This window comes from Aquabacterium sp. J223, from assembly GCF_024666615.1.
Classification (GTDB): domain Bacteria; phylum Pseudomonadota; class Gammaproteobacteria; order Burkholderiales; family Burkholderiaceae_C; genus J223.
Genome location: NZ_CP088297.1, coordinates 2,428,777 through 2,448,617, shown reverse-complemented (window position 1 = coordinate 2,448,617; position 19,841 = coordinate 2,428,777). Strand labels below are relative to the sequence as shown.

General features: G+C 71.8%; 13 protein-coding genes and 2 pseudogenes. 5 read left to right on the top strand and 10 right to left on the bottom strand.

Features of this window, described 5'->3' with window-relative positions:
- Positions 1-79: 79 nt before the first annotated feature.
- Together LRS07_RS11815 and tsaE are read right to left on the bottom strand one after the other, a co-directional pair.
- Positions 80-1,411 (bottom strand): N-acetylmuramoyl-L-alanine amidase, encoded by a 1,332-nt coding sequence (locus LRS07_RS11815; protein WP_260498236.1) that lies wholly within the window; start codon positions 1,409-1,411, stop codon positions 80-82.
- The gene (tsaE, locus tag LRS07_RS11810) at positions 1,408-1,905 is read right to left on the bottom strand and encodes a tRNA (adenosine(37)-N6)-threonylcarbamoyltransferase complex ATPase subunit type 1 TsaE (protein WP_260498235.1); all 498 of its coding nucleotides are present in this window, start codon (positions 1,903-1,905) and stop codon (positions 1,408-1,410) included. The genes LRS07_RS11815 and tsaE overlap by 4 nt, the downstream gene beginning before the upstream one ends.
- A gap of 42 nt (positions 1,906-1,947) precedes the next feature.
- On the opposite strand from tsaE, the gene queG reads away from it, so the two are divergent.
- A complete protein-coding gene (queG, locus tag LRS07_RS11805; RefSeq protein ID WP_260498234.1) occupies positions 1,948-3,159 on the top strand; it encodes a tRNA epoxyqueuosine(34) reductase QueG in 1,212 nt (403 codons plus the stop codon).
- On the opposite strand, the pseudogene LRS07_RS11800 reads toward queG, so the two are convergent.
- Positions 3,048-3,938 (bottom strand): annotated as a pseudogene (locus LRS07_RS11800) (AEC family transporter); the annotation flags it as partial. The gene queG and the pseudogene LRS07_RS11800 sit on opposite strands and share 112 nt — an antisense overlap.
- 119 nt (positions 3,939-4,057) lie before the next feature.
- Between LRS07_RS11800 and LRS07_RS11795 the strand changes: the two are divergent.
- Positions 4,058-5,035 (top strand): tripartite tricarboxylate transporter substrate binding protein BugE, encoded by a 978-nt coding sequence (locus LRS07_RS11795; RefSeq protein ID WP_260498233.1) that lies wholly within the window; start codon positions 4,058-4,060, stop codon positions 5,033-5,035.
- Positions 5,032-5,937, top strand: a complete 906-nt coding sequence (gene xerD, locus LRS07_RS11790; RefSeq protein WP_260498232.1) for a site-specific tyrosine recombinase XerD — start codon at positions 5,032-5,034, stop codon at positions 5,935-5,937. The genes LRS07_RS11795 and xerD overlap by 4 nt, the downstream gene beginning before the upstream one ends.
- Before the next feature lie 6 nt (positions 5,938-5,943).
- Here xerD and LRS07_RS11785 read toward each other — a convergent pair whose 3' ends face one another.
- The 7 genes from LRS07_RS11785 to aceE all read right to left on the bottom strand — a co-directional run bounded on the left by LRS07_RS11785 (position 5,944) and on the right by aceE (position 16,434).
- The gene (locus LRS07_RS11785; RefSeq protein WP_260498231.1) at positions 5,944-7,884 is read right to left on the bottom strand and encodes a bifunctional diguanylate cyclase/phosphodiesterase; all 1,941 of its coding nucleotides are present in this window, start codon (positions 7,882-7,884) and stop codon (positions 5,944-5,946) included.
- Between the two features lie 34 nt (positions 7,885-7,918).
- Complete coding sequence (locus tag LRS07_RS11780; protein ID WP_260498230.1) at positions 7,919-8,542, bottom strand: transglutaminase-like cysteine peptidase; 624 nt, start codon at positions 8,540-8,542, stop codon at positions 7,919-7,921.
- 153 nt (positions 8,543-8,695) lie between these two features.
- Positions 8,696-9,376 (bottom strand): class I SAM-dependent methyltransferase, encoded by a 681-nt coding sequence (locus LRS07_RS11775; RefSeq protein ID WP_260498229.1) that lies wholly within the window; start codon positions 9,374-9,376, stop codon positions 8,696-8,698.
- A gap of 151 nt (positions 9,377-9,527) precedes the next feature.
- Positions 9,528-11,348: a dihydrolipoyl dehydrogenase gene (gene lpdA, locus LRS07_RS11770; protein ID WP_260498228.1), complete on the bottom strand. Its 1,821-nt coding sequence runs from the start codon at positions 11,346-11,348 to the stop codon at positions 9,528-9,530.
- Positions 11,349-11,417: 69 nt separating this feature from the next.
- Positions 11,418-12,002: an Ntn hydrolase family protein gene (locus LRS07_RS11765; RefSeq protein ID WP_260498227.1), complete on the bottom strand. Its 585-nt coding sequence runs from the start codon at positions 12,000-12,002 to the stop codon at positions 11,418-11,420.
- A 13-nt stretch (positions 12,003-12,015) separates the two neighbouring features.
- Positions 12,016-13,680: a dihydrolipoyllysine-residue acetyltransferase gene (gene aceF, locus LRS07_RS11760; protein WP_260498226.1), complete on the bottom strand. Its 1,665-nt coding sequence runs from the start codon at positions 13,678-13,680 to the stop codon at positions 12,016-12,018.
- Positions 13,681-13,719: 39 nt separating this feature from the next.
- Entirely contained in the window at positions 13,720-16,434 is a 2,715-nt protein-coding gene (aceE, locus tag LRS07_RS11755; RefSeq protein WP_260498225.1) for a pyruvate dehydrogenase (acetyl-transferring), homodimeric type, read from the bottom strand.
- Positions 16,435-16,625: 191 nt separating this feature from the next.
- On the opposite strand from aceE, the pseudogene LRS07_RS22265 reads away from it, so the two are divergent.
- Both LRS07_RS22265 and LRS07_RS11730 read left to right on the top strand, forming a co-directional pair.
- A pseudogene (locus LRS07_RS22265) lies at positions 16,626-19,196 on the top strand (PAS domain-containing sensor histidine kinase).
- Positions 19,193-19,816: a response regulator transcription factor gene (locus LRS07_RS11730; protein ID WP_260502102.1), complete on the top strand. Its 624-nt coding sequence runs from the start codon at positions 19,193-19,195 to the stop codon at positions 19,814-19,816. Before LRS07_RS22265 ends, LRS07_RS11730 begins: the two are co-directional and overlap by 4 nt.
- The last annotated feature ends 25 nt before the right edge of the window (positions 19,817-19,841 follow it).

Sequence of the window (19,841 nt, the reverse complement as noted above, 5' to 3'; positions counted from 1 at the left end):
AGCCGGCGCCGGGCCGCCCCAAGCCGGCTGAGCACCCACGAGGGGGTGGCGGCCGGTACCCCGGACGCCGGGGGCACCCTTACAGCGCCCGATGCCGCGCCAACGGCGGGTTCTTTGCGAAGTAGCGCTGCACGCCGTTGGCCAGCGCCTCGACCAGCTCGGCCTGGTAGTCGGCGTCGCGCAGCTTGGCCTCTTCCTCCGGGTTGGAGATGAAGGCGGTCTCGACCAGGATGGAGGGGATGTCGGGCGCCTTCAGCACCGCGAAGCCCGCCTGCTCCACCCGCGGCTTGTGCAGCCGGCCGACGCGGCCGATCTGGCCCAGCACCTCGTGGCCCAGGCGCAGGCTGTCCTTGATCTGCGCGGTGGTGCTCATGTCGAGCATGGCCCGCAGCACCTCGCTGTCGGCCACCTTGAGGTTCACGCCGCCCACCACGTCGGCCGCGTTCTCCTTGTTGGCCAGCCAGCGCGCCGCGCTGGAGCTGGCGCCCGAGGTGGAGAGCGCGAACACCGACGCGCCGCGCGCCTGCGGCGTGGTGAAGGCATCGGCATGGACCGAGATGAAGAGGTCGGCCTGCACCCGCCGCGCCTTGCGCACCCGTTCGTGCAGCGGCACGAAGTAGTCGCCGTCGCGGGTCAGCATCGCGCGCACGCCGCGCTGGGCGTTCAGGCGGTCGCGCAGCTGCAGCGCGATCTGCAGCACCACGTCCTTCTCGCGCAGGCCGCTGGGGCCGATGGCGCCCGGGTCCTCGCCGCCGTGGCCGGGGTCGATGGCGACCACGATCAGCCGGTCGATGCGCTGCTGCAGGTCGGGCGGCGCCGCCGGCGGCTTCGGCGTCTGCAGCGGCGGCCTGGACGCCGCCGGCGACGAGGGCTCGCCGGCCAGCACCGGCGGACGCTCCATGCGCCGCATGAACTCGCCCAGCGCGTCGTCCACCGCCTTGGCCGCCTGCTGCTCGGCCTGCAGCTTGTCGCGCACCAGCGCCAGCAGCGGGTCGGGCGCCTCGGTCGGATAGAGGTCGAACACCAGCCGGTGCTGGTAGGCCGCCACCGGCGCCAGCGTGAACTGCTGCGGCCGCACCACCTGCTTCAGGTCGACCACCAGCCGCACCACCCGCGGCCGGTACTGCGCCACCCGCACGCCGGCGATGTGCGGGTCGTCGGGCTGCACCTTGCCGACCAGCTCGCGCAGCGTCGGGTTCAGCTCGATCCCGTCGAGGTCGATCACCAGCCGCGGCGGTCCGTCGACCAGCTGGTGCTGCGCGGCCAGCGGCTGGTCCGCCTCCAGCGTCAGGCGGCTGTACTCCTCGGCTGGCCACAGCCGCACGCCGAGCACCGAGGCGCCGAAGGCCAGCTGCGGCCGGCCCAGCGACAGCACCAGGCCGCCCGCCAGCAGCGCCTGCCGGCGCTTCACGCCAGCGCCTCCAGCAGCGCCAGGCCGCGTGGGCTGTGGGCGTCGGCGACGACGGTCCGGCGCTGCTCGTCCAGCGCGGTCAGGCGCAGCGCCAGGTCGGCGGTGGGCAGCAGCGCGCCGGCCTGCTCCGGCCATTCCACCAGCTTGAGCGCCGGGGCGGCGAAGAGGTCGCGCAGGCCGGCGTCCTCCCATTCGCGCGGGTCGCCGAAGCGGTAGAAGTCGCAGTGGGTGGCGCTGCCGCCGCCCGGCAGGTCGTAGGTCTCGACCAGGGCGTAGCTCGGGCTCTTGATGCGGCCGCCGACGCCGAGCGCTCGCAGCAGGTGGCGCACGAAGGTGGTCTTGCCGGCGCCCAGGTCGCCGTGCAGGTTGACCTGGGCCTGTCGCACCGACGGCACCGCGGCCAGCGCCGCCGCGGCCTCGGCGCAAGCCCTTTCGTCGGGCCAGCGCAGGGCGCGGCTTCCTAGAATCTCGGGATGAGTGGCGTGGTGGTTCATCGGCAGGGCAACGACCCAGGGCCAGGCGCCGAGGTGCCGGCCATGGGTTCCGCGCAGGCCGTCCTGGCCGACCTGCGCCACTGGGGACAGGCGCTCGGATTCTCCCAGATCGGGGTGTCGGGCATCGACCTCTCCAGCGCCGAACCGGGCCTAGTGGCGTGGCTGCACAACGGTTGGCACGGGACCATGGACTACATGGCGGCGCACGGCCTGAAGCGCGCGCGGCCGGCCGAGCTGGTGCCCGGCACGCTGTCGGTGATCACCGCCCGCATGGACTACCTGCCGCCGGACACGCCGGCCGACTGGCGCGAGCGCGAGGCCGCGCGGCTGCAGCAGCCGGACCGGGCGGTGGTCAGTCTCTACGCCCGGGGACGCGACTACCACAAGGTGCTGCGCCAGCGCCTGCAGCGGCTGGCCGACCGCCTGGCGGAATCGGTCGGCCCCTTCGGCCACCGCGTCTTCACCGACTCGGCCCCGGTGCTGGAGGTGGAACTGGCCGGGCGCTCGGGCCTGGGCTGGCGCGGCAAGCACACCCTGGCGCTGGACCGCGACGCCGGCTCGATGTTCTTCCTCGGCGAGATCTTCACCGACCTGCCGCTGCCGCCCACGGCGCCGGTGGAGCCCCACTGCGGCCAGTGCAGCGCCTGCCTCGACGCCTGCCCGACGCAGGCCATCGTCGCGCCGGGGCGGCTCGACGCCCGGCGCTGCATCTCCTACCTCACCATCGAGCACGACGGGCCCATTCCCGAGGCGCTGCGCCCGGCACTCGGCAACCGCATCTACGGCTGCGACGACTGCCAGCGCGTGTGCCCGTGGAACAAGTACGCCAAGGTCAGCGCCCTGCCCGACTTCGCCGTGCGCGCCCCCTTCGCCGACCCTACGCTGCTGGCGCTGTGGCGATGGGACGAGGCCGAGTTCCTGCGCCGCACCGAAGGCAGTGCCATCCGTCGCATCGGCCATCAACGCTGGCGGCGCAACCTGGCCGTGGCGCTGGGCAATGCGCTCGGGCAGCGCGACTGGCCGGAGGCGCGGGCGGCGCTCGAAGCCGCCCTGCCCACCGCCTCGGCGCTGGTGGCCCAGCACATCGCCTGGGCGCTGGCGCCGCCGGGTCAGCGCGCCAGCAGCACCGGTGTCCCCGTGGCCGCCAAGGCCAGCAGCGCGAGCGGCACGCTGGCCAGCCCCAGCAGCGTGGACAGCGTCACCAGCCCGGCGACGAAGCCGCCGTCGCCGCCCAGCCGCGCCGCCAGCACGTAGCAGCTGGACGCGGTGGGCAGCGCCGAGAAGGCGACCACCATCACCTGCTCCAACGCCGACAGGCTCATGGCCTGAGCCAGGACCAGGGCGAGCGCCGGCAGCGCCGCGTGCCGGATGGCGAGCAGCGCGGCGGCCAGCCGCGGCGACGCGCGCAGCGCGCCGAAGCGCAGTCCGGCGCCCACCGCCATCAGGCCCAGCGGCAGGGCCGCCGAGCCGATGCGCAGCACCGTCGTCTCGACCGCGCCGCCCAGGCGCAGCCCGGCCAGGTTGGCCAGCAGGCCGCCGGCGGTGGCCAGGATGAGCGGGTTGCGCAGCAGCTCCATGCCGGGCCGCAGGCCGCCATGGCGGGCCAGCGGCCACACCGCCGCCACGTTGGCCAGCGGCACGCACACCGCCACCAGGACCGCCACCGTCGCCACCCCGGCGGCGCCGCCCAGCCGCTCGGCCAGCGCCAGCGCCACGTACGAGTTGAAGCGGAAGGCGACCTGGGCGCCGGAGGCGTGCAGCCGGCCGTCGACCCCGTGCACGCGGCCGAGGGCGTAGGCCAGGGCCACGCCGGTCGCCGTCACCACGGTGCCGGCAAGCGCCACCTGCGCCACCGTCGCGAGCGTGAAGGGATTGCGCACGATGGAGCCGAACAGCAGCACCGGGAAAAGCAGGTAGTACACCAGCCGCTCGGCGCCGTCCCACACACTGCGGTCCAGCGACGTCCAGCGGCACACTGCGAAGCCCAGTGCGATGAGCAGGAAGTCGGGCAGCAGCAGCAGGGCGATGGACATCGAAGGGGCGCCGCGGCCGGTGCCGCGTAATTTCCACACCCAGTATGCCCACCGACCTGGGGCAACATCGGCGGACCCACCGGCCGCCGAGCCGGGCCCACCCCAAGGAGAGCGACACGATGACCGACCGACGTCACGCACTGCAGTTGCTGGCCGCGCTGGCCGCGGCCACCGGGATGACCGCGGTGCACGCCCAGGCCTATCCCGCCAAGCCGGTGAAGCTGGTGGTGCCCTTCGCCCCCGGCGGCACCACCGACATCATCGCCCGCGTGGTGGCCGAGAAGATCAACCCGGCGCTGGGCCAGACCCTGGTGGTCGAGAACCGCGGCGGCGGCGGCGGCTCGATCGGCGCGATCGAGGTCGTCAAGGCGCCGGCCGACGGCTACACCCTCGGCATGGCGACCGTCTCCACCACCGCCTCCAACCCGGCGATCAACAAGAAGATCGGCTACGACCCGGTGACCGACTTCGCGCCGATCATCAACATCGCGGCCACGCCCAACGTGATCGCGGTGCACCCCAGCTTCCCGGCCAAGGACTACAAGAGCTTCGTCGAACTGGTGAAGAAGAACCCGGGCAAGTTCAGCTACGCCAGCTCCGGCACCGGCGGCATCGGCCACCTGCAGATGGAGCTGTACAAGAGCCTGTCGGGCACCTTCGTCACCCACATCCCGTACCGCGGCGCGGGCCCGGCGCTGAACGACACCGTCGCCGGGCAGGTGCCCATCATCTTCGACAACCTGCCCTCCGCCCTGCCCTTCATCAAGGACGGCCGGCTGGTCCCCATCGTCGTCGCCGCGCCGCAGCGGCTGGCGGTGCTGCCCAACGTGCCGACGTTCAAGGAAGTCGGCCTGGAGCCGGTCAACCGCATGGCCTACTACGGCATCCTGGGCCCGAAGGGGCTGCCGAAGGAGGTGACCGACAAGGTGGCCGCGGCGGTGAAGACCACCATCGCGCTGCCCGACGTGCGCAAGCGCATCGAGGACACCGGCTCGCTGATCATCGCCAACACCCCGGAGGAATTCGCGCAGCAGATCCGCGCCGAGTTCGACGTCTACAAGCAGGTGGTGGCCAAGCAGAAGCTGAGCCTGGATTGACCGACCGCCTGGCCGCCAGCCGGGAGGGCATCGCCCGCTTTCTCGAATCGCTGTGGCTGGAGGACGGGCTGGCGGAGAACACCCGCAGCGCCTACGGCCGCGACCTGGCCGCCTTCGCCACTTGGCTGGCGGCGGTGCCGGGCCGCGTGCTGGACCAGGCGCGCACCGAGGACCTGCAGGCCTACACCGGCGCCCGCCACGCGGCCAGCAAGGCCAGCACCGCCAACCGGCGGCTGGCCGTGCTGCGGCGCTACTACCGCTGGGCGCTGCGCGAGCGCCGCATCGCCCACGACCCCACGCTGCCGCTGGAGCGCGCCCACCAGGGCCAGCGGCTGCCGCGCACGCTCAGCGAGGCCCAGGTGGAGGCGCTGCTGCAGGCCCCCGACGCCACCCAGCCGCTGGGCCTGCGCGACCGCGCCATGCTGGAGCTGATGTACGCCAGCGGCCTGCGGGTGAGCGAGCTGGTCGGCCTCAGGGCCGTCGCGCTGTCGATGGCCGACGGCGTGCTGCGCGTCACCGGCAAGGGCGACAAGGAGCGACTGGTGCCCTTCGGCCAGGAGGCGCGCGACTGGCTGCAGCGCTGGTGGGCCGACGGCCGGCCGGCCCTGCTGGCGGGCCGCCAGAGCGAGGACCTGTTCGTCACCGTGCGCGGCGAGGCGATGACGCGGCAGATGTTCTGGCAGATCGTGAAGAAGCACGCCCGCGTCGCGGGCATCGTGGCGCCGCTGTCGCCGCACACGCTGCGCCATGCCTTCGCCACCCACCTGCTGAACCACGGCGCCGACCTGCGGGCGGTGCAGCTGCTGCTGGGCCACGCCGACATCTCGACCACCACCATCTACACCCACGTGGCGCGCGAACGGCTGCGCCAGTTGCACGCCCGGCACCACCCGCGCGGCTGACGGGGCTCAGGCCTCCGCGCGTTGCGCCGCCTCCCGGCTGACCCAGGGCCCGGTCATCGCGTCGACGCCGCACTGGCGCAGCGCCTGGGCGTCCGCCGCCTGGGCCACGCCTTCGGCGATGACCTTCAGCGACAGGGTGTGCAGCAGCGTGACGGTGCCGCGCAGGAACTCCCGTGCCGGCTCGTGCGAGGCGATGCCGCCGCACACGGCGGCATCGAGCTTCACGTAGTCGAGGCCGAGCTCGAACAGGCGGTCGATGCGGTGCAGCCGCTGCCCCGCGTGTTCGAGGCCGAAGCGCACGCCCAGCGGACGCACCAGCTGACCGAAAGCCTGCACCCGCTCGAAGTGCTCCACCGCCAGCCGTTCGTCGACCTCCAGCCAGAGGCGGCCGGCCAGGTGCGGCGTCTCCTGCAGCCGGTGGCGCACGCGGGCGGCGAAGCGGCCGTCGGCCAGCGAGGCCAGCGCGAGGTTGAGCCCGCGCGGCTGGCCGTCGGCCTCGATGGCCTGCAGTGCCAGCTCGAGCGCGCGGCCATCGACCTCGGGCACCAGCCGGCTGCGCACCGCCAGCGGCAGCCAGCGCGCCGCCGGTTCCCAGTCGCCGCCTTCGATCAGCTGCAGGCGCAGCGGGCATTCGAGGTGCAGCAGCCGGCCGCGGTCGTCCAGCACCGGGAAGGCGGCCAGGCGGGCGCGACCGTGGTCCAGCGCGTCGGTGACCTGCAGCCGCCAGTGCGATTCGCCGCCGCGCGGGTCGAGCAGGCCTTCGGCCCCCTGCTCGTCGGTGGCCACGGCGAAGGGGCCACAGGCCTCGGCCGCCGCCAGCGCCCGGTCGGCCTGCGCCAGCAGCTGCGACAGCGCCATGCCGCGTCGCCACTCCACCGCGCCGAGGTGCACGCGCACGTTGTGCCCCAGCGGCCCGAGCGTGGCCTGCAACGCGGTGCCCAGCGACTGCGCCGTCTCCACCGCCAGACCGGCGGCGGGCAGCCAGAGCGCGAAGTCGGCGCCGTTGAGCCGGCCGCCGAAGCAGTCGTGCACCCGGTCGGGGTAGGTGTGCAGGGCCTGCGAGATGAGCAGCAGTGCCTGGTCGCAGCGCTCGCGGCCCATCTGCAGGTTCAGCGCCGCCATGTCGGCCAGCCGCAGCAGCACGAAGCCCCCGGCGGTGAGCCCGTCCTCGCGCTCCATGGTCGCGCCCAGGCGTTCGAGGAAGTGCGCCCGGTGCGGCAGGCCGGTCAGGCCGTCGCAGAAGGCGGCCCGGCGCAGCGCCTCGTTCTGCACCTGCTGGGTCTCGAACAGGTCGCGCACGCGGCCGACCATGCGGTTGCCGGCCGACGCCAGCCGGCGCAGCTCGGTGGTCCGCGGCTCGTCGACCTGCAGGTAGCGACCCTCGGCCAGCGCCTCGGACTGCGTCACCGCGGCGCCGAGCGCGCGGTGCAGCCGGCCCAGCCACCAGGACGCCAGCGCGCCGGCGGCCAGGCCGAGGGCGGTCATCCACGCCAGCACCTGCCAGGCGGCGCGCCACAGTTGCCGGTGCGCGCCGCCGGCGTGGCTGTCCACCGTGACCCGGCCCAGGGCGCGCCAGCCGTCGGAGATCTGCGCCACCCCGGGCTCGGCGCGCAGCGGCAGCAGCCGCTCGAACCAGGCCGGCGTGCCGGCGGCGGACGGCGCCGGCCCCTGCAGGTCCAGCGCCACCCCGCCGTCGGCCTGCTGCCAGACGATGCGGCGGTAGTGGCCGGTGTCCGCCTGCGCCCGCATCAGCAGGCCGATGCGGGTGCCGTCGCCCTGCTGCTGCGAGGCGGCCAGCGCCAGCACCTGTGCGGCGTCCTGGTTCTTCAGGTGCAGCTGCTGCTGCACCAGGCGGTGGGTGGACGCCAGGTGCACGGTGACGGCCACCGCCACCGCCAGCAGCAGCAGGCCGACCAGCCAGGCGGTGAGTTGACGGGTCAGCGACATGCGGCGCTCCCCGCGGCCGCGACGGCCATCGCGCTCATCGGACGAAGCCCTCGTCGCGCGCGCGTTCGGCCACCTCGCGCCAGCGCGACAGCCGCCGCAGCGGGTCCCCGGCCGGCGTGCTGCCCTGCCACAGGCCCTCGCTGTTGAAGCTGAAGACCGGTTGCAGGTCGGGTCGGCGGGAGGCGGGCAGCAGGGCGTCCATCAGGTTGTCGAGCACCAGGGGTTCGGCATGGGCTTCCGGGGGATGGTAGGCGAGCACCATGTGCGGCTGAGGCGTGGTCTGCCCGGGCAGCATCACCTTGACGTAGACCAGCCGCAGCCGGGGCGCCGGCAGGCCGGCGGCCAGCAGCGAGAAATACTTGCCGATGGCGTAGTCCTCGCAGTCGCCCTCGCCGCGGCCCAGCGCCTGGAACGGGCTCGCCCAGTGGTCGGGCAGACCCCAGACCTGCGCGTCCTCGCGGAAGCGGATCTGGTGGTTGAAGAAGCGGTTGACCGCCTCGAGCCGGTCGAGCACCTCGCCCGCGGCCATCGGCTGCAGCAGCGGTTCGAGCGCGCGCTGCGCCTGAGCGGCCCGCGGGCCCAACCGGGCCGCGGCCTGCGCGCGCACCGATTCCTGGGCCACGGTCGGCAACGCCCCGGCCAGGCCGAGCCATGCCACCACGAGCGCCGCGCAGCCCCGACCGCGCCAGCGGCGTTGCCGGGTGGCGGGCGGGGGCAACGGGCGTGACCGGGAACACGACGACACGGCGGGGCAAAGCGCAGCGCCGGCCCCGACGGGACCGCCTTCGCGCCACAACCGGTTTTCGGCGCGTCAAGCCGCGACTTGAGCCGTTGCGGCCGGCTTGCGCGCCGCGGCGGTCACCAGCAGCGGGTAGCGGTCGTCGTGGTGGTCGAGTTCCTCGAGCGTCAGGTCCTCGCAGGCCAGGCCGTGCAGGAAGGCGACCGCCGCCAGCACGTTGCCGTGGGCGCGCACCTCGACGCCCTCGGACGGGAAGGTGGTCGCCAGCAGCCGCTGCACGGACTGCGGCGTGAAGCGCCAGTGCTCGCCCCAGCGGTCGCGGTCGTAGGGGCTGATCTGGCTGATGCCGGGCACGCTGAGCAGCCAGGTGCCGCCCGGCCGAAGCAGCCGCCAGGCGCTGCGCACCGCCGCTTCCAGCGGGTAGACGTACTGCAGCGTCTGCGTGCAGATGAAGCCGTCGAAGGCGGCCTCGGGCAGGCCGTCCCCGGTCGCGAGGTCGGCCACCCAGTCGGCCCGCGGGTTGCTGCGGTCGGCGTGCAGCACCTCGGCCGAGGTCACCCGTTCGCCGCCGTAGCGCCGGGTGTAGTGGTCCTCGCCCACCTCCAGCATGCGGCCGCGCACGTCGGCCGCATGGCGCTGCAGGAAGCCCTCGATGTAGTGCCGGTCCACCGGCTTGCCGCGGCCGCCGCCGAACATCGGATCGATGGGCGTGAGGCGGCGCAGATCGCCGAACTGGATGGATGAGCGGTCCATGGGCGGCCGTGCTGCAAAGACCGCTCCCAGGACCCCGGCAGGGGACAGCCCGCCAAAGGCGGTCACGGGAGCGGGCCCTCCTGCATCGCGCCAAAACCGATCCGGGTCCCCGGTCGGTTCTGGCAGCCCCCGCCCCCCTACGGCCAGGGGCTCACTTCCGTGCCGGAGGGAGGTCGGTGCAGGAGCCGTGCGCCACCTCGGCCGCCATGCCGATCGACTCGCCCAGCGTCGGGTGCGGGTGGATGGTCGAGCCGATGTCCACCGCGTCGGCGCCCATCTCGATGGCCAGCGCGATCTCGCCGATCATGTCGCCGGCGTGCGTGCCGACGATGCCGCCGCCGACGATGCGATGGGTCTCGGCGTCGAACAGCAGTTTGGTGAAGCCCTCGTCGCGGCCGTTGGCGATGGCGCGGCCGGAGGCGGTCCAGGGGAACAGGCCCTTCTCCACCTTGACGCCCTTGGCCTTGGCCTCGTCCTCGGTCAGGCCGACCCAGGCCACCTCGGGATCGGTGTAGGCCACGCTGGGGATGACGCGCGCGTCGAAGGCCGCCGCGGCCAGCTTCTGGTCGCCCTTCAGCTCGCCGGCGATGACCTCGGCCGCCACATGGCCCTCGTGCACCGCCTTGTGGGCCAGCATGGGCTGGCCGACGATGTCGCCGATGGCGAAGATGTGCGGCACGTTGGTGCGCAGCTGGTGGTCGACCGGGATGTAGCCGCGCTCGTTGACCGCGACGCCGGCCTGCTCCGCTCCGATCTTCTTGCCGTTGGGCGTTCGGCCCACCGCCTGCAGCACCAGGTCGTAGGTGCCCTCGCTCCTGGCGCCGTCCAGGCCTTCGAACCGGACCTTGATGCCCTCGGGCGTGGCCTCGGCGCCCACCGTCTTGGTCTTGAGCATCACCTTGTCGAAGCGCGGCCCGTTGAGCTTCTGCCAGACCTTGACCAGGTCACGGTCGGCGCCCTGCATCAGGCCGTCGAGCATCTCGACCACGTCGAGCCGGGCGCCGAGCGTCGAATACACCGTGCCCATCTCCAGGCCGATGATGCCGCCGCCGATGATGAGCATCTTCTTCGGCGTCTGCCGCAGCTCCAGCGCGCCGGTGGAGTCGACGATGCGCGGGTCGTCGGGCAGGAATGGCAGCCGCACCGCCTGCGAGCCGGCGGCCACGATGCAGCGCTTGAACTTCAGCACCTGGGCGGCGCCGCTCTTGGCCTGCGCCTCGCCCTCCGTGGTCTCGATCTTCAGGTGGTTGGGGTCGGCGAAGCTGGCCAGCCCGCGCACCACCTGCACCTTGCGCATCTTGGCCATCGCGGCCAGGCCACCGGTGAGCTTGCCCACCACCTTCTGCTTGTGCGTGCGCAGCTTGGCGACGTCGATCTTGGGCGTGCCGAACTCGATGCCGAGGTCGGCGAAGTGCGCCGCCTCGTCCATCACCGCGGCCACGTGCAGCAGCGCCTTGCTGGGGATGCAGCCGACGTTCAGGCACACGCCGCCGAGCGTGGCGTAACGCTCGACGATCACCGTCTTCAGCCCCAGGTCCGCGGCCCGGAAGGCGGCCGAGTAACCGCCCGGACCGCCGCCGATGACCACGACATCGCAGTCGATGTCCACGTGGCCGCCGTGGCTGCCGGCCGGCTGTGGCGCCGACACCGGCGCGGGTGCCGGGGCGGGGGCCTGCGCCTCGGCCTTCGGCGCCGCCGGCGGGGTCGGAGCGGGCGCCGCCGCGGCCGCTTCCGCACCGGCCTCGAGCTCGAGCAGGACGCTGCCCTCGTTGACCGTGTCGCCCACCTTCACGCGCAGCGCCTTGACCACGCCGGCATGCGACGACGGGATCTCCATCGACGCCTTGTCGGACTCGACCGTGACCAGGCTCTGGTCCACCGCCACCGTGTCGCCGACGGCGACCAGCAGCTCGATCACCGCCACGTCCTTGAAGTCGCCGATGTCCGGGACCTTCACTTCCACCTGCGCCATGCGCTTCTCCTCGTGGGCCGCCGCCTCGGTGAGGCGCTTCGCGGCGTGTGTCTGTCTGTGGGTTCGCCGTCAGTCCGCCGTCGGCGCACCGAGCCTGAGCGTTACCACCTTCACCGGGCCGGCGGAGTTCTTGTCGAACTCGCAGCCCGCCGTCACGCCCAGCTGGGCCAGCTCGTGCGCCGAGCCCAGCCGCTCATAGGCGGCGTACATCGCGCCCAGCGCGAAGCTGCGGCCGGAGCCGATCGCCCAGAAGCGGTCGAACTCGAACACCTCGCGGTACGAGTACACGCCGTAGATGCCGCTGGCGTTGGCCACCAGCAGCGTGAACTGGCTCGACTCGTAGGGGTCGGCGTCCTCCTCCTTGGTGTTGAGGAAGAACTGGTCCTTCAGCTTCGGGTGCAGGCGCAGGAAGGTCTCGAACACCTCGTCGCGGCTGCCCAGCTTCAGGTCCTCCGCGGCCAGCGTGCCGAGCGCCCGGCGCAGCACCGGGAAGTGCGCCGTCGTGCCGGACATGCCGATCACCGAATCGGCGATGCGGAACAGCTTGTCGTTGGCCTCGTAGCCATGGGCCAGCCGGGTGTCGCCGAAGGTGACGAGGCTGTCCGCCGCGATGGCCACCTCGCCGCCCTTCTTCACCACCGTGACGGTCGTCATCGCGGCCGCGCCTTTACAGCATGGTGCGTCGGAAGTCCGCCAGCAGCTGGCCCAGGTAGGCGTTGAAGCGCGCCGCCGCCGCGCCGTCGATGACGCGGTGGTCGTAGGACAGCGACAGCGGCAGCATCAGGCGGGGCTGGAAGGCCTTGCCGTCCCACACCGGCTTCATCGCGCCCTTGGACAGGCCGAGGATGGCGACCTCCGGCGCGTTGACGATGGGGGTGAAGTGGGTGCCGCCGATGCCGCCGAGCGAGCTGATCGAGAAGCAGCCGCCGGTCATGTCGGCGGGCCCCAGCTTGCCGTCGCGCGCCTTCTTGGCCAGCTCGCCCATCTCCTGGCTGATCTGCAGCACGCCCTTCTTGTCGGCGTCCTTGAGCACCGGCACCACCAGGCCGTTGGGCGTGTCCGCCGCGAAGCCGATGTGGAAGTACTTCTTGTAGACCAGGGCGTCGCCGTCCAGGCTGGCGTTGAAGTCGGGGAACTTCTTCAGCGCCGCCACCACGGCCTTGATCACGAAGGCCAGCATGGTCACCTTGATGCCGCTCTTCTCGTTCTCCTTGTTGGTGGAGACGCGGAAGGCTTCGAGCTCGGTGATGTCGGCCTCGTCGTTGTTGGTGACGTGCGGGATCAGCACCCAGTTGCGGTGCAGGTTGGCGCCGCTGATCTTCTTGATGCGCGACAGGTCCTTGCGCTCGATGGGGCCGAACTTGGCGAAGTCCACCTTCGGCCACGGCAGCAGGCCGGGGATGCCGCCGCCCTCGGCCGCGGCCGGTGCGGCCGCCGCCGGCTTGGACCGGTCGGCCACCACGCCCTGCACCCAGCGCTGCACGTCTTCCTGCGTGATGCGGCCCTTGGCGCCGCTGCCCTTGACCTCGGCCAGCGGCACGCCGAGCTCGCGCGCGAAGCGGCGCACCGACGGCGACGCGTGCGGCACGGACGACGGCACGGCCGGCGGGGCCGGCGGCAGGCCGGCGGTGGGCGGCACACGGGCCGGGGCCGGGGCCGGGGCGGACGCAGCCGGTGCCGCGGGCGGCGTCGCGGCGGCGGCCGGCGGCGGCGCCGACGCGGCGGGCGCTGCGGCGCCGCCTGCCGGCACCAGCAGGCCGATCACCGAGCCCTCGCTGACCTTGTCCCCCACCTTGATCGACAGCGACTGCAGCACGCCGGCGGCCGGCGACGGGATCTCCATCGACGCCTTGTCCGACTCCACCGTGATCAGGCTCTGCTCGGCCTTCACCGTGTCGCCGGCCTTGACCAGCAGCTCGATGACGGCGACTTCGGCGAAGTCACCGATGTCCGGCACCTTGATCTCGACCGGGCCGGACGCGGCCGCCGCCGCGGGGGCGGCGGCCGGCGCAGGCGCCGCCGGTGCTGCGGCCGGTGCCGCGGGGGCTGCGGCCGGCGCGGGCGAGGGCGCTGCGGCCGGCGCGGCGGCACCGCCCTCACCTTCCAGCAACAGCACCACCGAGCCCTCGCTCACCTTGTCGCCGAGCTTGACCTTCAGCTCCTTGACCACCCCGCCCACCGAGGACGGGATCTCCATCGAGGCCTTGTCGGACTCCACGGTGAGCAGGCTCTGCTCCGGCTTGATGGTGTCGCCCGGCTGGACGAGCACCTCGATGATCTGCACGTCCTGGAAGTCGCCGATGTCCGGGACCTTCACTTCGATAAGGGCCATGTCGTCCTCGATGCTTTCTGGTTCTTCTTGACGCGGCGGTCAGGCGTACAGCGGGTTGACCTTGTCGACGGCGACGCCGTATTTGGCAATCGCTTCGGCGACCTTGGCCACCGGCAGCTTGCCGTCCTCGGCCAGCGCCTTCAGCGCAGCGACGACGATGTAGTGGCGGTTGACCTCGAAGTGCTCGCGCAGCTTGTAGCGGAAGTCGCTGCGGCCGAAGCCGTCGGTGCCCAGCACCTTGTAGCGGCGGCCCGCCGGGATGAACGGCCGGATCTGCTCGGCATAGCTCTTCATGTAGTCGGTGGAGGCCACCACCGGGCCGTCGTGCGGCTGCAGCTGCTGGGCGACGAAGGGCACCCGCGGCGTCTCGGTCGGGTGCAGCAGGTTCCAGCGCTCGCAGTCCTGGCCGTCGCGGCCGAGCTCGTTGAAGCTCGGTGCGCTCCACACGTTGGCCGCCACGCCCCACTCCGACTCCAGCAGCTGCTTGGCCGCGATCGACTCGCGCAGGATGGTGCCGCTGCCCATCAGGTTGACCTGCAGCGTGTGGCCGCCGGCCGCCGGCTCCAGCAGGTACAGGCCCTTGATGATCTGCTCCTCGGTGCCGGGTTTCAGGCCGGGCATCGGGTAGTTCTCGTTGAGCAGGGTGATGTAGTAGAAGACGTTCTCCTGCCGCTCGACCATGCGCTTCAGGCCGTGCTGCATGATCACCGCCACCTCGTGCGCAAAGGTGGGGTCGTAGCTCACGCAGTTGGGGATGGTGCCGGCCAGGATGTGGCTGTGGCCGTCCTCGTGCTGCAGGCCTTCGCCGTTCAGCGTGGTGCGGCCGCTGGTGCCGCCGAGCAGGAAGCCGCGGGCCTGCATGTCGCCGGCGGCCCACGCCAGGTCGCCGATGCGCTGGAAGCCGAACATCGAGTAGTAGACGTAGAACGGCACCATGATGCGGTTGTTGGTGCTGTAGCTCGTCGCGGCGGCGATCCAGCTGGCCATGCCGCCGGCCTCGTTGATGCCCTCCTGCAGGATCTGCCCGGCCTTGTCCTCGCGGTAGTACATGACCTGGTCCTTGTCGACCGGCGTGTACTGCTGCCCCGCAGGGTTGTAGATGCCGATCTGGCGGAACAGGCCCTCCATGCCGAAGGTGCGCGCCTCGTCGACCAGGATGGGCACCACCCGCGGGCCGACCTGCTTGTCGCGCAGCAGCTGGGTCAGGAAGCGCACGTAGGCCTGGGTGGTGGAGATCTCGCGGCCCTCGGCCGTCGGCTCCAGCACCGCCTTGAAGGTGTCGAGGTCGGGCACCGGCAGCGACTCCTCGGCCTTCGGCCGGCGCTGCGGCAGGTAGCCGCCCAGCGCCTTGCGCCGCTCGTGCAGGTAGCGCATCTCCGGCAGGTCGTCGCCCGGCTTGAAGAAGGGGATGTTGCCGTCCTTCAGCTGGTCGTCGCCGATGGGGATGTTGAAGCGGTCGCGCATGCCGCGGATGTCGTCGTCCGTCAGCTTCTTGGCCTGGTGCGCGGTGTTCTTCCCCTCCGCGGCCTTGCCCATGCCGAAGCCCTTGACGGTCTTGACCAGCAGCACGGTCGGCTGGCCCTTGTGGTTGACCGCGCGGTGGTAGGCGGCGTAGACCTTCTGCGGGTCGTGGCCGCCGCGGTTCAGGCGCCAGATGTCCTCGTCGCTCATCTTGGCGACCATCTCCAGCAGCGCCGGATGGCGGCCGAAGAAGTTCTTGCGGATGAAGGCGCCGTCGTTGGCGCGGAAGGCCTGGTAGTCGCCGTCCACCGTCTCCATCATCACCTTGCGCAGGATGCCCTCGCGGTCGCGCGCCAGCAGCGGATCCCAGTAGCCGCCCCACAGCAGCTTGATGACGTTCCAGCCCGAGCCGCGGAACTCGCCCTCCAGCTCCTGCACGATCTTGCCGTTGCCGCGCACCGGGCCGTCCAGACGCTGGAGGTTGCAGTTGACGACGAAGATCAGGTTGTCCAGCTTCTCGCGGGCGGCCAGGCCGATGGCGCCCAGGCTCTCCGGCTCGTCCATTTCGCCGTCGCCGCAGAACACCCACACCTTGCGCTTGCTGGTGTCGGCGATGCCGCGGGCGTGCAGGTACTTCAGGAACCGCGCCTGGTAGATCGCCATCAAGGGCCCCAGGCCCATCGAGACGGTGGGGAACTGCCAGAACTCCGGCATCAGCTTGGGATGCGGGTAGCTCGACAGGCCCTTGCCGTCGACCTCCTGGCGGAAGTTCAACAGCTGCTGCTCGCTGATGCGGCCTTCAAGGAAGGCGCGGGCGTAGATGCCGGGCGCCGAATGGCCCTGGATGTAGAGCAGGTCGCCGCCGTGGTCGGGCGTGTCGGCATGCCAGAAGTGGTTGAAGCCGGCGCCGAACATCGTCGCCACCGAGGCGAAGCTGGAGATGTGGCCGCCCAGGTCGCCGCCGTCGGCGGGGTCCAGGCGGTTGGCCTTGACCACCATCGCCATCGCGTTCCAGCGCATGTAGGCGCGCAGCCGCTCCTCGAACTCGAGGTTGCCGGGGCAGTGTTCCTCCTGGTCCGGCGGGATGGTGTTGACGTAGGCCGTGGTGGCCGAGAACGGCATGTCGATGCCCGCCTGCCTCGCCTGGTCGAGCAATTGCTCCAGCAGGAAGTGCGCGCGGTCGGGGCCCTCGGCCGCGATGAGGCCGGACAGCGCGTCCAGCCACTCACGGGTTTCCTGGGCGTCGGTGTCGTTCGCGGCGGCGCCGGCAAAGGACTGCGGAAGGGCGGACATCAGGTTGTCTCCTTTTGGCGGTCCCCGCCGCAGGGCCGGGCGGGGTGTTTCGGCGCGAAGTGTGTCACAGGCGGCCAGTTTTTCAAATAGCGGTTATCGATTTTGTAATGTGAAAACGTGTCCGGGCCGCCGGCCTGACCGCGCCCCTTCTACGCGCCTCCCCGCAGCGGCTCATCCGGATAATCACGTGCATGGCAGCACCCCACCCTTCAGCCGGTCCGCCGGGACCTCGCAAGCCACCGCCCGGTGGACGCCGGCTGTTCGGCCTCTGGTGGCGCCGGCAATCGCCGGCCCGGCAGGACCGCTTCATGACGCTGGCGCCGCTGGTCTCGGTGCTGCTCTTCCTGGCCGCCATCGTTTCGGCCTTCTGGTACCTGCGCAACGAGGAGGTCGAGCGCGAAACCGAAAGCGTCAAGCGCGACACCGAGGTGGCACAGCAACAGATTCGCCTGCGGCTGGCCGACAACCAGGAACTGGTGCTGCGCCTGGCGCGCGACCTGCGCGCCGGTGACGCCACCACCGACGGTTTCGAAAAAGGCGCGCCCGCCCTGTCCCGTCAGCGGCTGGAGCTCACGCACCTGAGCTGGGTCGACGCCGAGGGCCGGCTGCGCGCCAGCGCCATCGGGCCGGTGGTGCTGGTGCAGCACGACGGCCTCGGCGTTTCCTCGCCGGCCGACCCCCGCAACGGCCCCCCACCGAAACCTTCCGCGCCCTGCGCGAGCAGCGCCAGCCGGCCCACACCGCGGCCTTCCTCGACGACCGCGGGCTGCTGGTGTTCCAGCTGCAGGTGCCGCTGGTGGAGAACGGGCTCTTCGCCGGCGCGCTCATCGCCGAGTACTCGGTGGAGGCGCTGCTGCGCCACATCGTGCCGGTGGAGCTGACGCAGCGGCACGCCTTCAGCGTCATCGACCCGGCGCGTGCGCTGTCGGCCGGCGCCTCGACCGCGGCCGCACCGGGCCAGGAACTGCGCCAGGCGGCCATCGTCTACGAGGTGCCGCTGGCGCCGGCCTTCAACGGGCTGGTGCTGCGCGGTCAGGGCTGGCGCACCTCCATCGGCCTCATCAGCAACACGCTGTTCTGGATGGTGGTGGCGCTGTCGGGGCTGACGGTGTGGATGCTACTGGCCACCTCGCGCCACATGCGCCGGCGGGCCCAGATCCAGGCGGCGCTGGTGTCGGAGACCAACTTCCGGCGGGCGATGGAGAACTCCATGCTGACCGGCATGCGGGCCATGGACCTGGAGGGCCGCATCAGCTACGTCAACCCGGCCTTCTGCGCGATGACGGGATTCTCGGAGGCCGAGCTGATCGGCCGCCTGCCGCCCTACCCCCCACTGGCCGCGCGACCGCATGGAGGAGAACGCACGGCTGCTGCAGCAGGAGCTGCAGGGCCGCAGCCCGCCCGGCGGCATCGAGGTCCGGGTGCAGCGGCGCGACGGCTCGATGTTCGACGCGCGCATGTACGTCTCGCCGCTCATCGACGGCCGTGGCCGGCAGACCGGCTGGGTCACCTCGATGACCAACATCACCGAGGCCAAGCGCATCCGCGACCAGCTCACGGCCTCGCACGAGCGCTTCACCACCGTGCTCGAGGGGCTCGAGGCGGCGGTGTCGGTGCTGTCGGTGCAGCAGGGCGAGCTGCTGTTCGCCAACCGGTCGTACCGGCTGTGGTTCGGCGGCGACGCCAAGGGCCACGGCCTGCTGGCCGGCGGCGAGGACGCGCCCCCCGCGGACGGCGACGACGCGGTCGACGGCCTGGGCGGACTGCCGACGCAGGAGCTGACCGAAGCGGGCAGCGCCTCGCGCGAGGTCTACGTGGCGTCGGTGCAGCGCTGGTTCGACGTGCGCTCGCGCTACCTGCAGTGGACCGACGGCCGGCTGGCGCAGATGCTCATCGCCACCGACATCACCGCCCGTCGCCGCGCCGACGAGCTCGCCGCGCAGCAGGCCGAAAAGGCCCAGATGACCAGCCGGCTGGTGACCATGGGGGAAATGGCGTCCTCGGTGGCGCACGAGCTGAACCAGCCGCTGACCGCGATCAACAACTACTGCAACGGCATGGTGTCGCGGGTCAAGGCCGGCCAGATCGGCCGCGACGACCTCGTCGCCGCGCTGGAGAAGACCGCGCGCCAGGCCGAGCGTGCCGGACAGATCATCCACCGCATCCGCAACTTCGTGAAGCGGCGCGAGGCCCAGCGCCAGCCGGCGCATGCCGCCGCCATCGTCGAGGACGCGGTGGAGCTGGTGAACATCGAGCTGAAGCGCCGCGGGGTGACGCTGCACACCTACGTCGCGCAGCGCCTGCCCATGCTGATGGTCGACCCCATCATGATCGAGCAGGTGGTGCTCAACCTGCTGAAGAACGCGGCCGAGGCCATCGACGGCGCCGGCCTGCCGCCTTCGCGCCGGCACATCGAGCTGCGCGTGGTGCCGCGCTACACGCCCGACGAGGGCGGCGTGATCGAATTCAGCGTCATCGACACCGGGCCCGGCATCTCCGACGAGGTGAGCCGGCGGCTCTACGAAGCCTTCTTCTCCACCAAGCCGGAAGGACTGGGCATCGGCCTCGGCCTGTGCCGCTCCATCGTCGAGGCGCACCGGGGCCGTATGCGCACCGAGAACCTCTACAATGGTCCGAGCGTGGTGGGATGCCGTTTCTCCTTCACCTTGCCGGTGGAGAACCTCCACCGGCCGGACGGCAGCGGCGCCACGCTGGCGCTCGTCTCCAGCCCCTCGGAGACCGCTACGCAACCGACGCCATGAGCCTGATCCCCAAGAAAGGTACCGTCTACGTGGTCGACGACGACGAGGCGGTCCGCGACTCGTTGCAGTGGCTGCTGGAGGGCAAGGACTACCGGGTCAAGTGCTTCGATTCGGCGGAGGCCTTCCTGTCGCGCTTCGACCCGCGCGAAGTGGCCTGCCTGATCGCCGACATCCGCATGGACGGCATGAGCGGCCTGGAACTCCAGGACCGGCTGATGGAGCGCAAGAGCCCGCTGCCCATCGTCTTCATCACCGGCCACGGCGACGTGCCGATGGCCGTCACCACGATGAAGAAGGGCGCGATGGACTTCATCGAGAAGCCGTTCAAGGAAGAGGAGCTGGTCAGCCTGGTCGAGCGCATGCTGGACCAGGCCCGCCAGGCCTTCAGCCAGCACCAGGAAGCGGCCAGCCGCGACGCCCTGCTGTCCCGCTTGACCACGCGCGAGGCGCAGGTGCTGGAGCGCATCGTCGCCGGCCGCCTGAACAAGCAGATCGCCGACGACCTGGGCATCAGCATCAAGACGGTGGAGGCGCACCGCGCCAACATCATGGAAAAGCTCAACGCCAACACCGTGGCCGACCTCCTGAAGATCGCCTTGGGTGCCCACGGCAAGCACTGAACGCCCGCGTCGTCCCCCCCTTTGG

Coding starts and splice junctions, on each gene's coding strand:
- tsaE (WP_260498235.1), bottom strand. CDS start 1,905: ATGAACCACCACGCCACTCATCCCGAGATTCTAGGAAGCCGCGCCCTG.
- queG (WP_260498234.1), top strand. CDS start 1,948: ATGGGTTCCGCGCAGGCCGTCCTGGCCGACCTGCGCCACTGGGGACAG.
- LRS07_RS11795 (WP_260498233.1), top strand. CDS start 4,058: ATGACCGACCGACGTCACGCACTGCAGTTGCTGGCCGCGCTGGCCGCG.
- LRS07_RS11785 (WP_260498231.1), bottom strand. CDS start 7,884: ATGTCGCTGACCCGTCAACTCACCGCCTGGCTGGTCGGCCTGCTGCTG.
- LRS07_RS11775 (WP_260498229.1), bottom strand. CDS start 9,376: ATGGACCGCTCATCCATCCAGTTCGGCGATCTGCGCCGCCTCACGCCC.
- lpdA (WP_260498228.1), bottom strand. CDS start 11,348: ATGGCGCAGGTGGAAGTGAAGGTCCCGGACATCGGCGACTTCAAGGAC.
- LRS07_RS11765 (WP_260498227.1), bottom strand. CDS start 12,002: ATGACGACCGTCACGGTGGTGAAGAAGGGCGGCGAGGTGGCCATCGCG.
- aceF (WP_260498226.1), bottom strand. CDS start 13,680: ATGGCCCTTATCGAAGTGAAGGTCCCGGACATCGGCGACTTCCAGGAC.
- aceE (WP_260498225.1), bottom strand. CDS start 16,434: ATGTCCGCCCTTCCGCAGTCCTTTGCCGGCGCCGCCGCGAACGACACC.
- LRS07_RS11730 (WP_260502102.1), top strand. CDS start 19,193: ATGAGCCTGATCCCCAAGAAAGGTACCGTCTACGTGGTCGACGACGAC.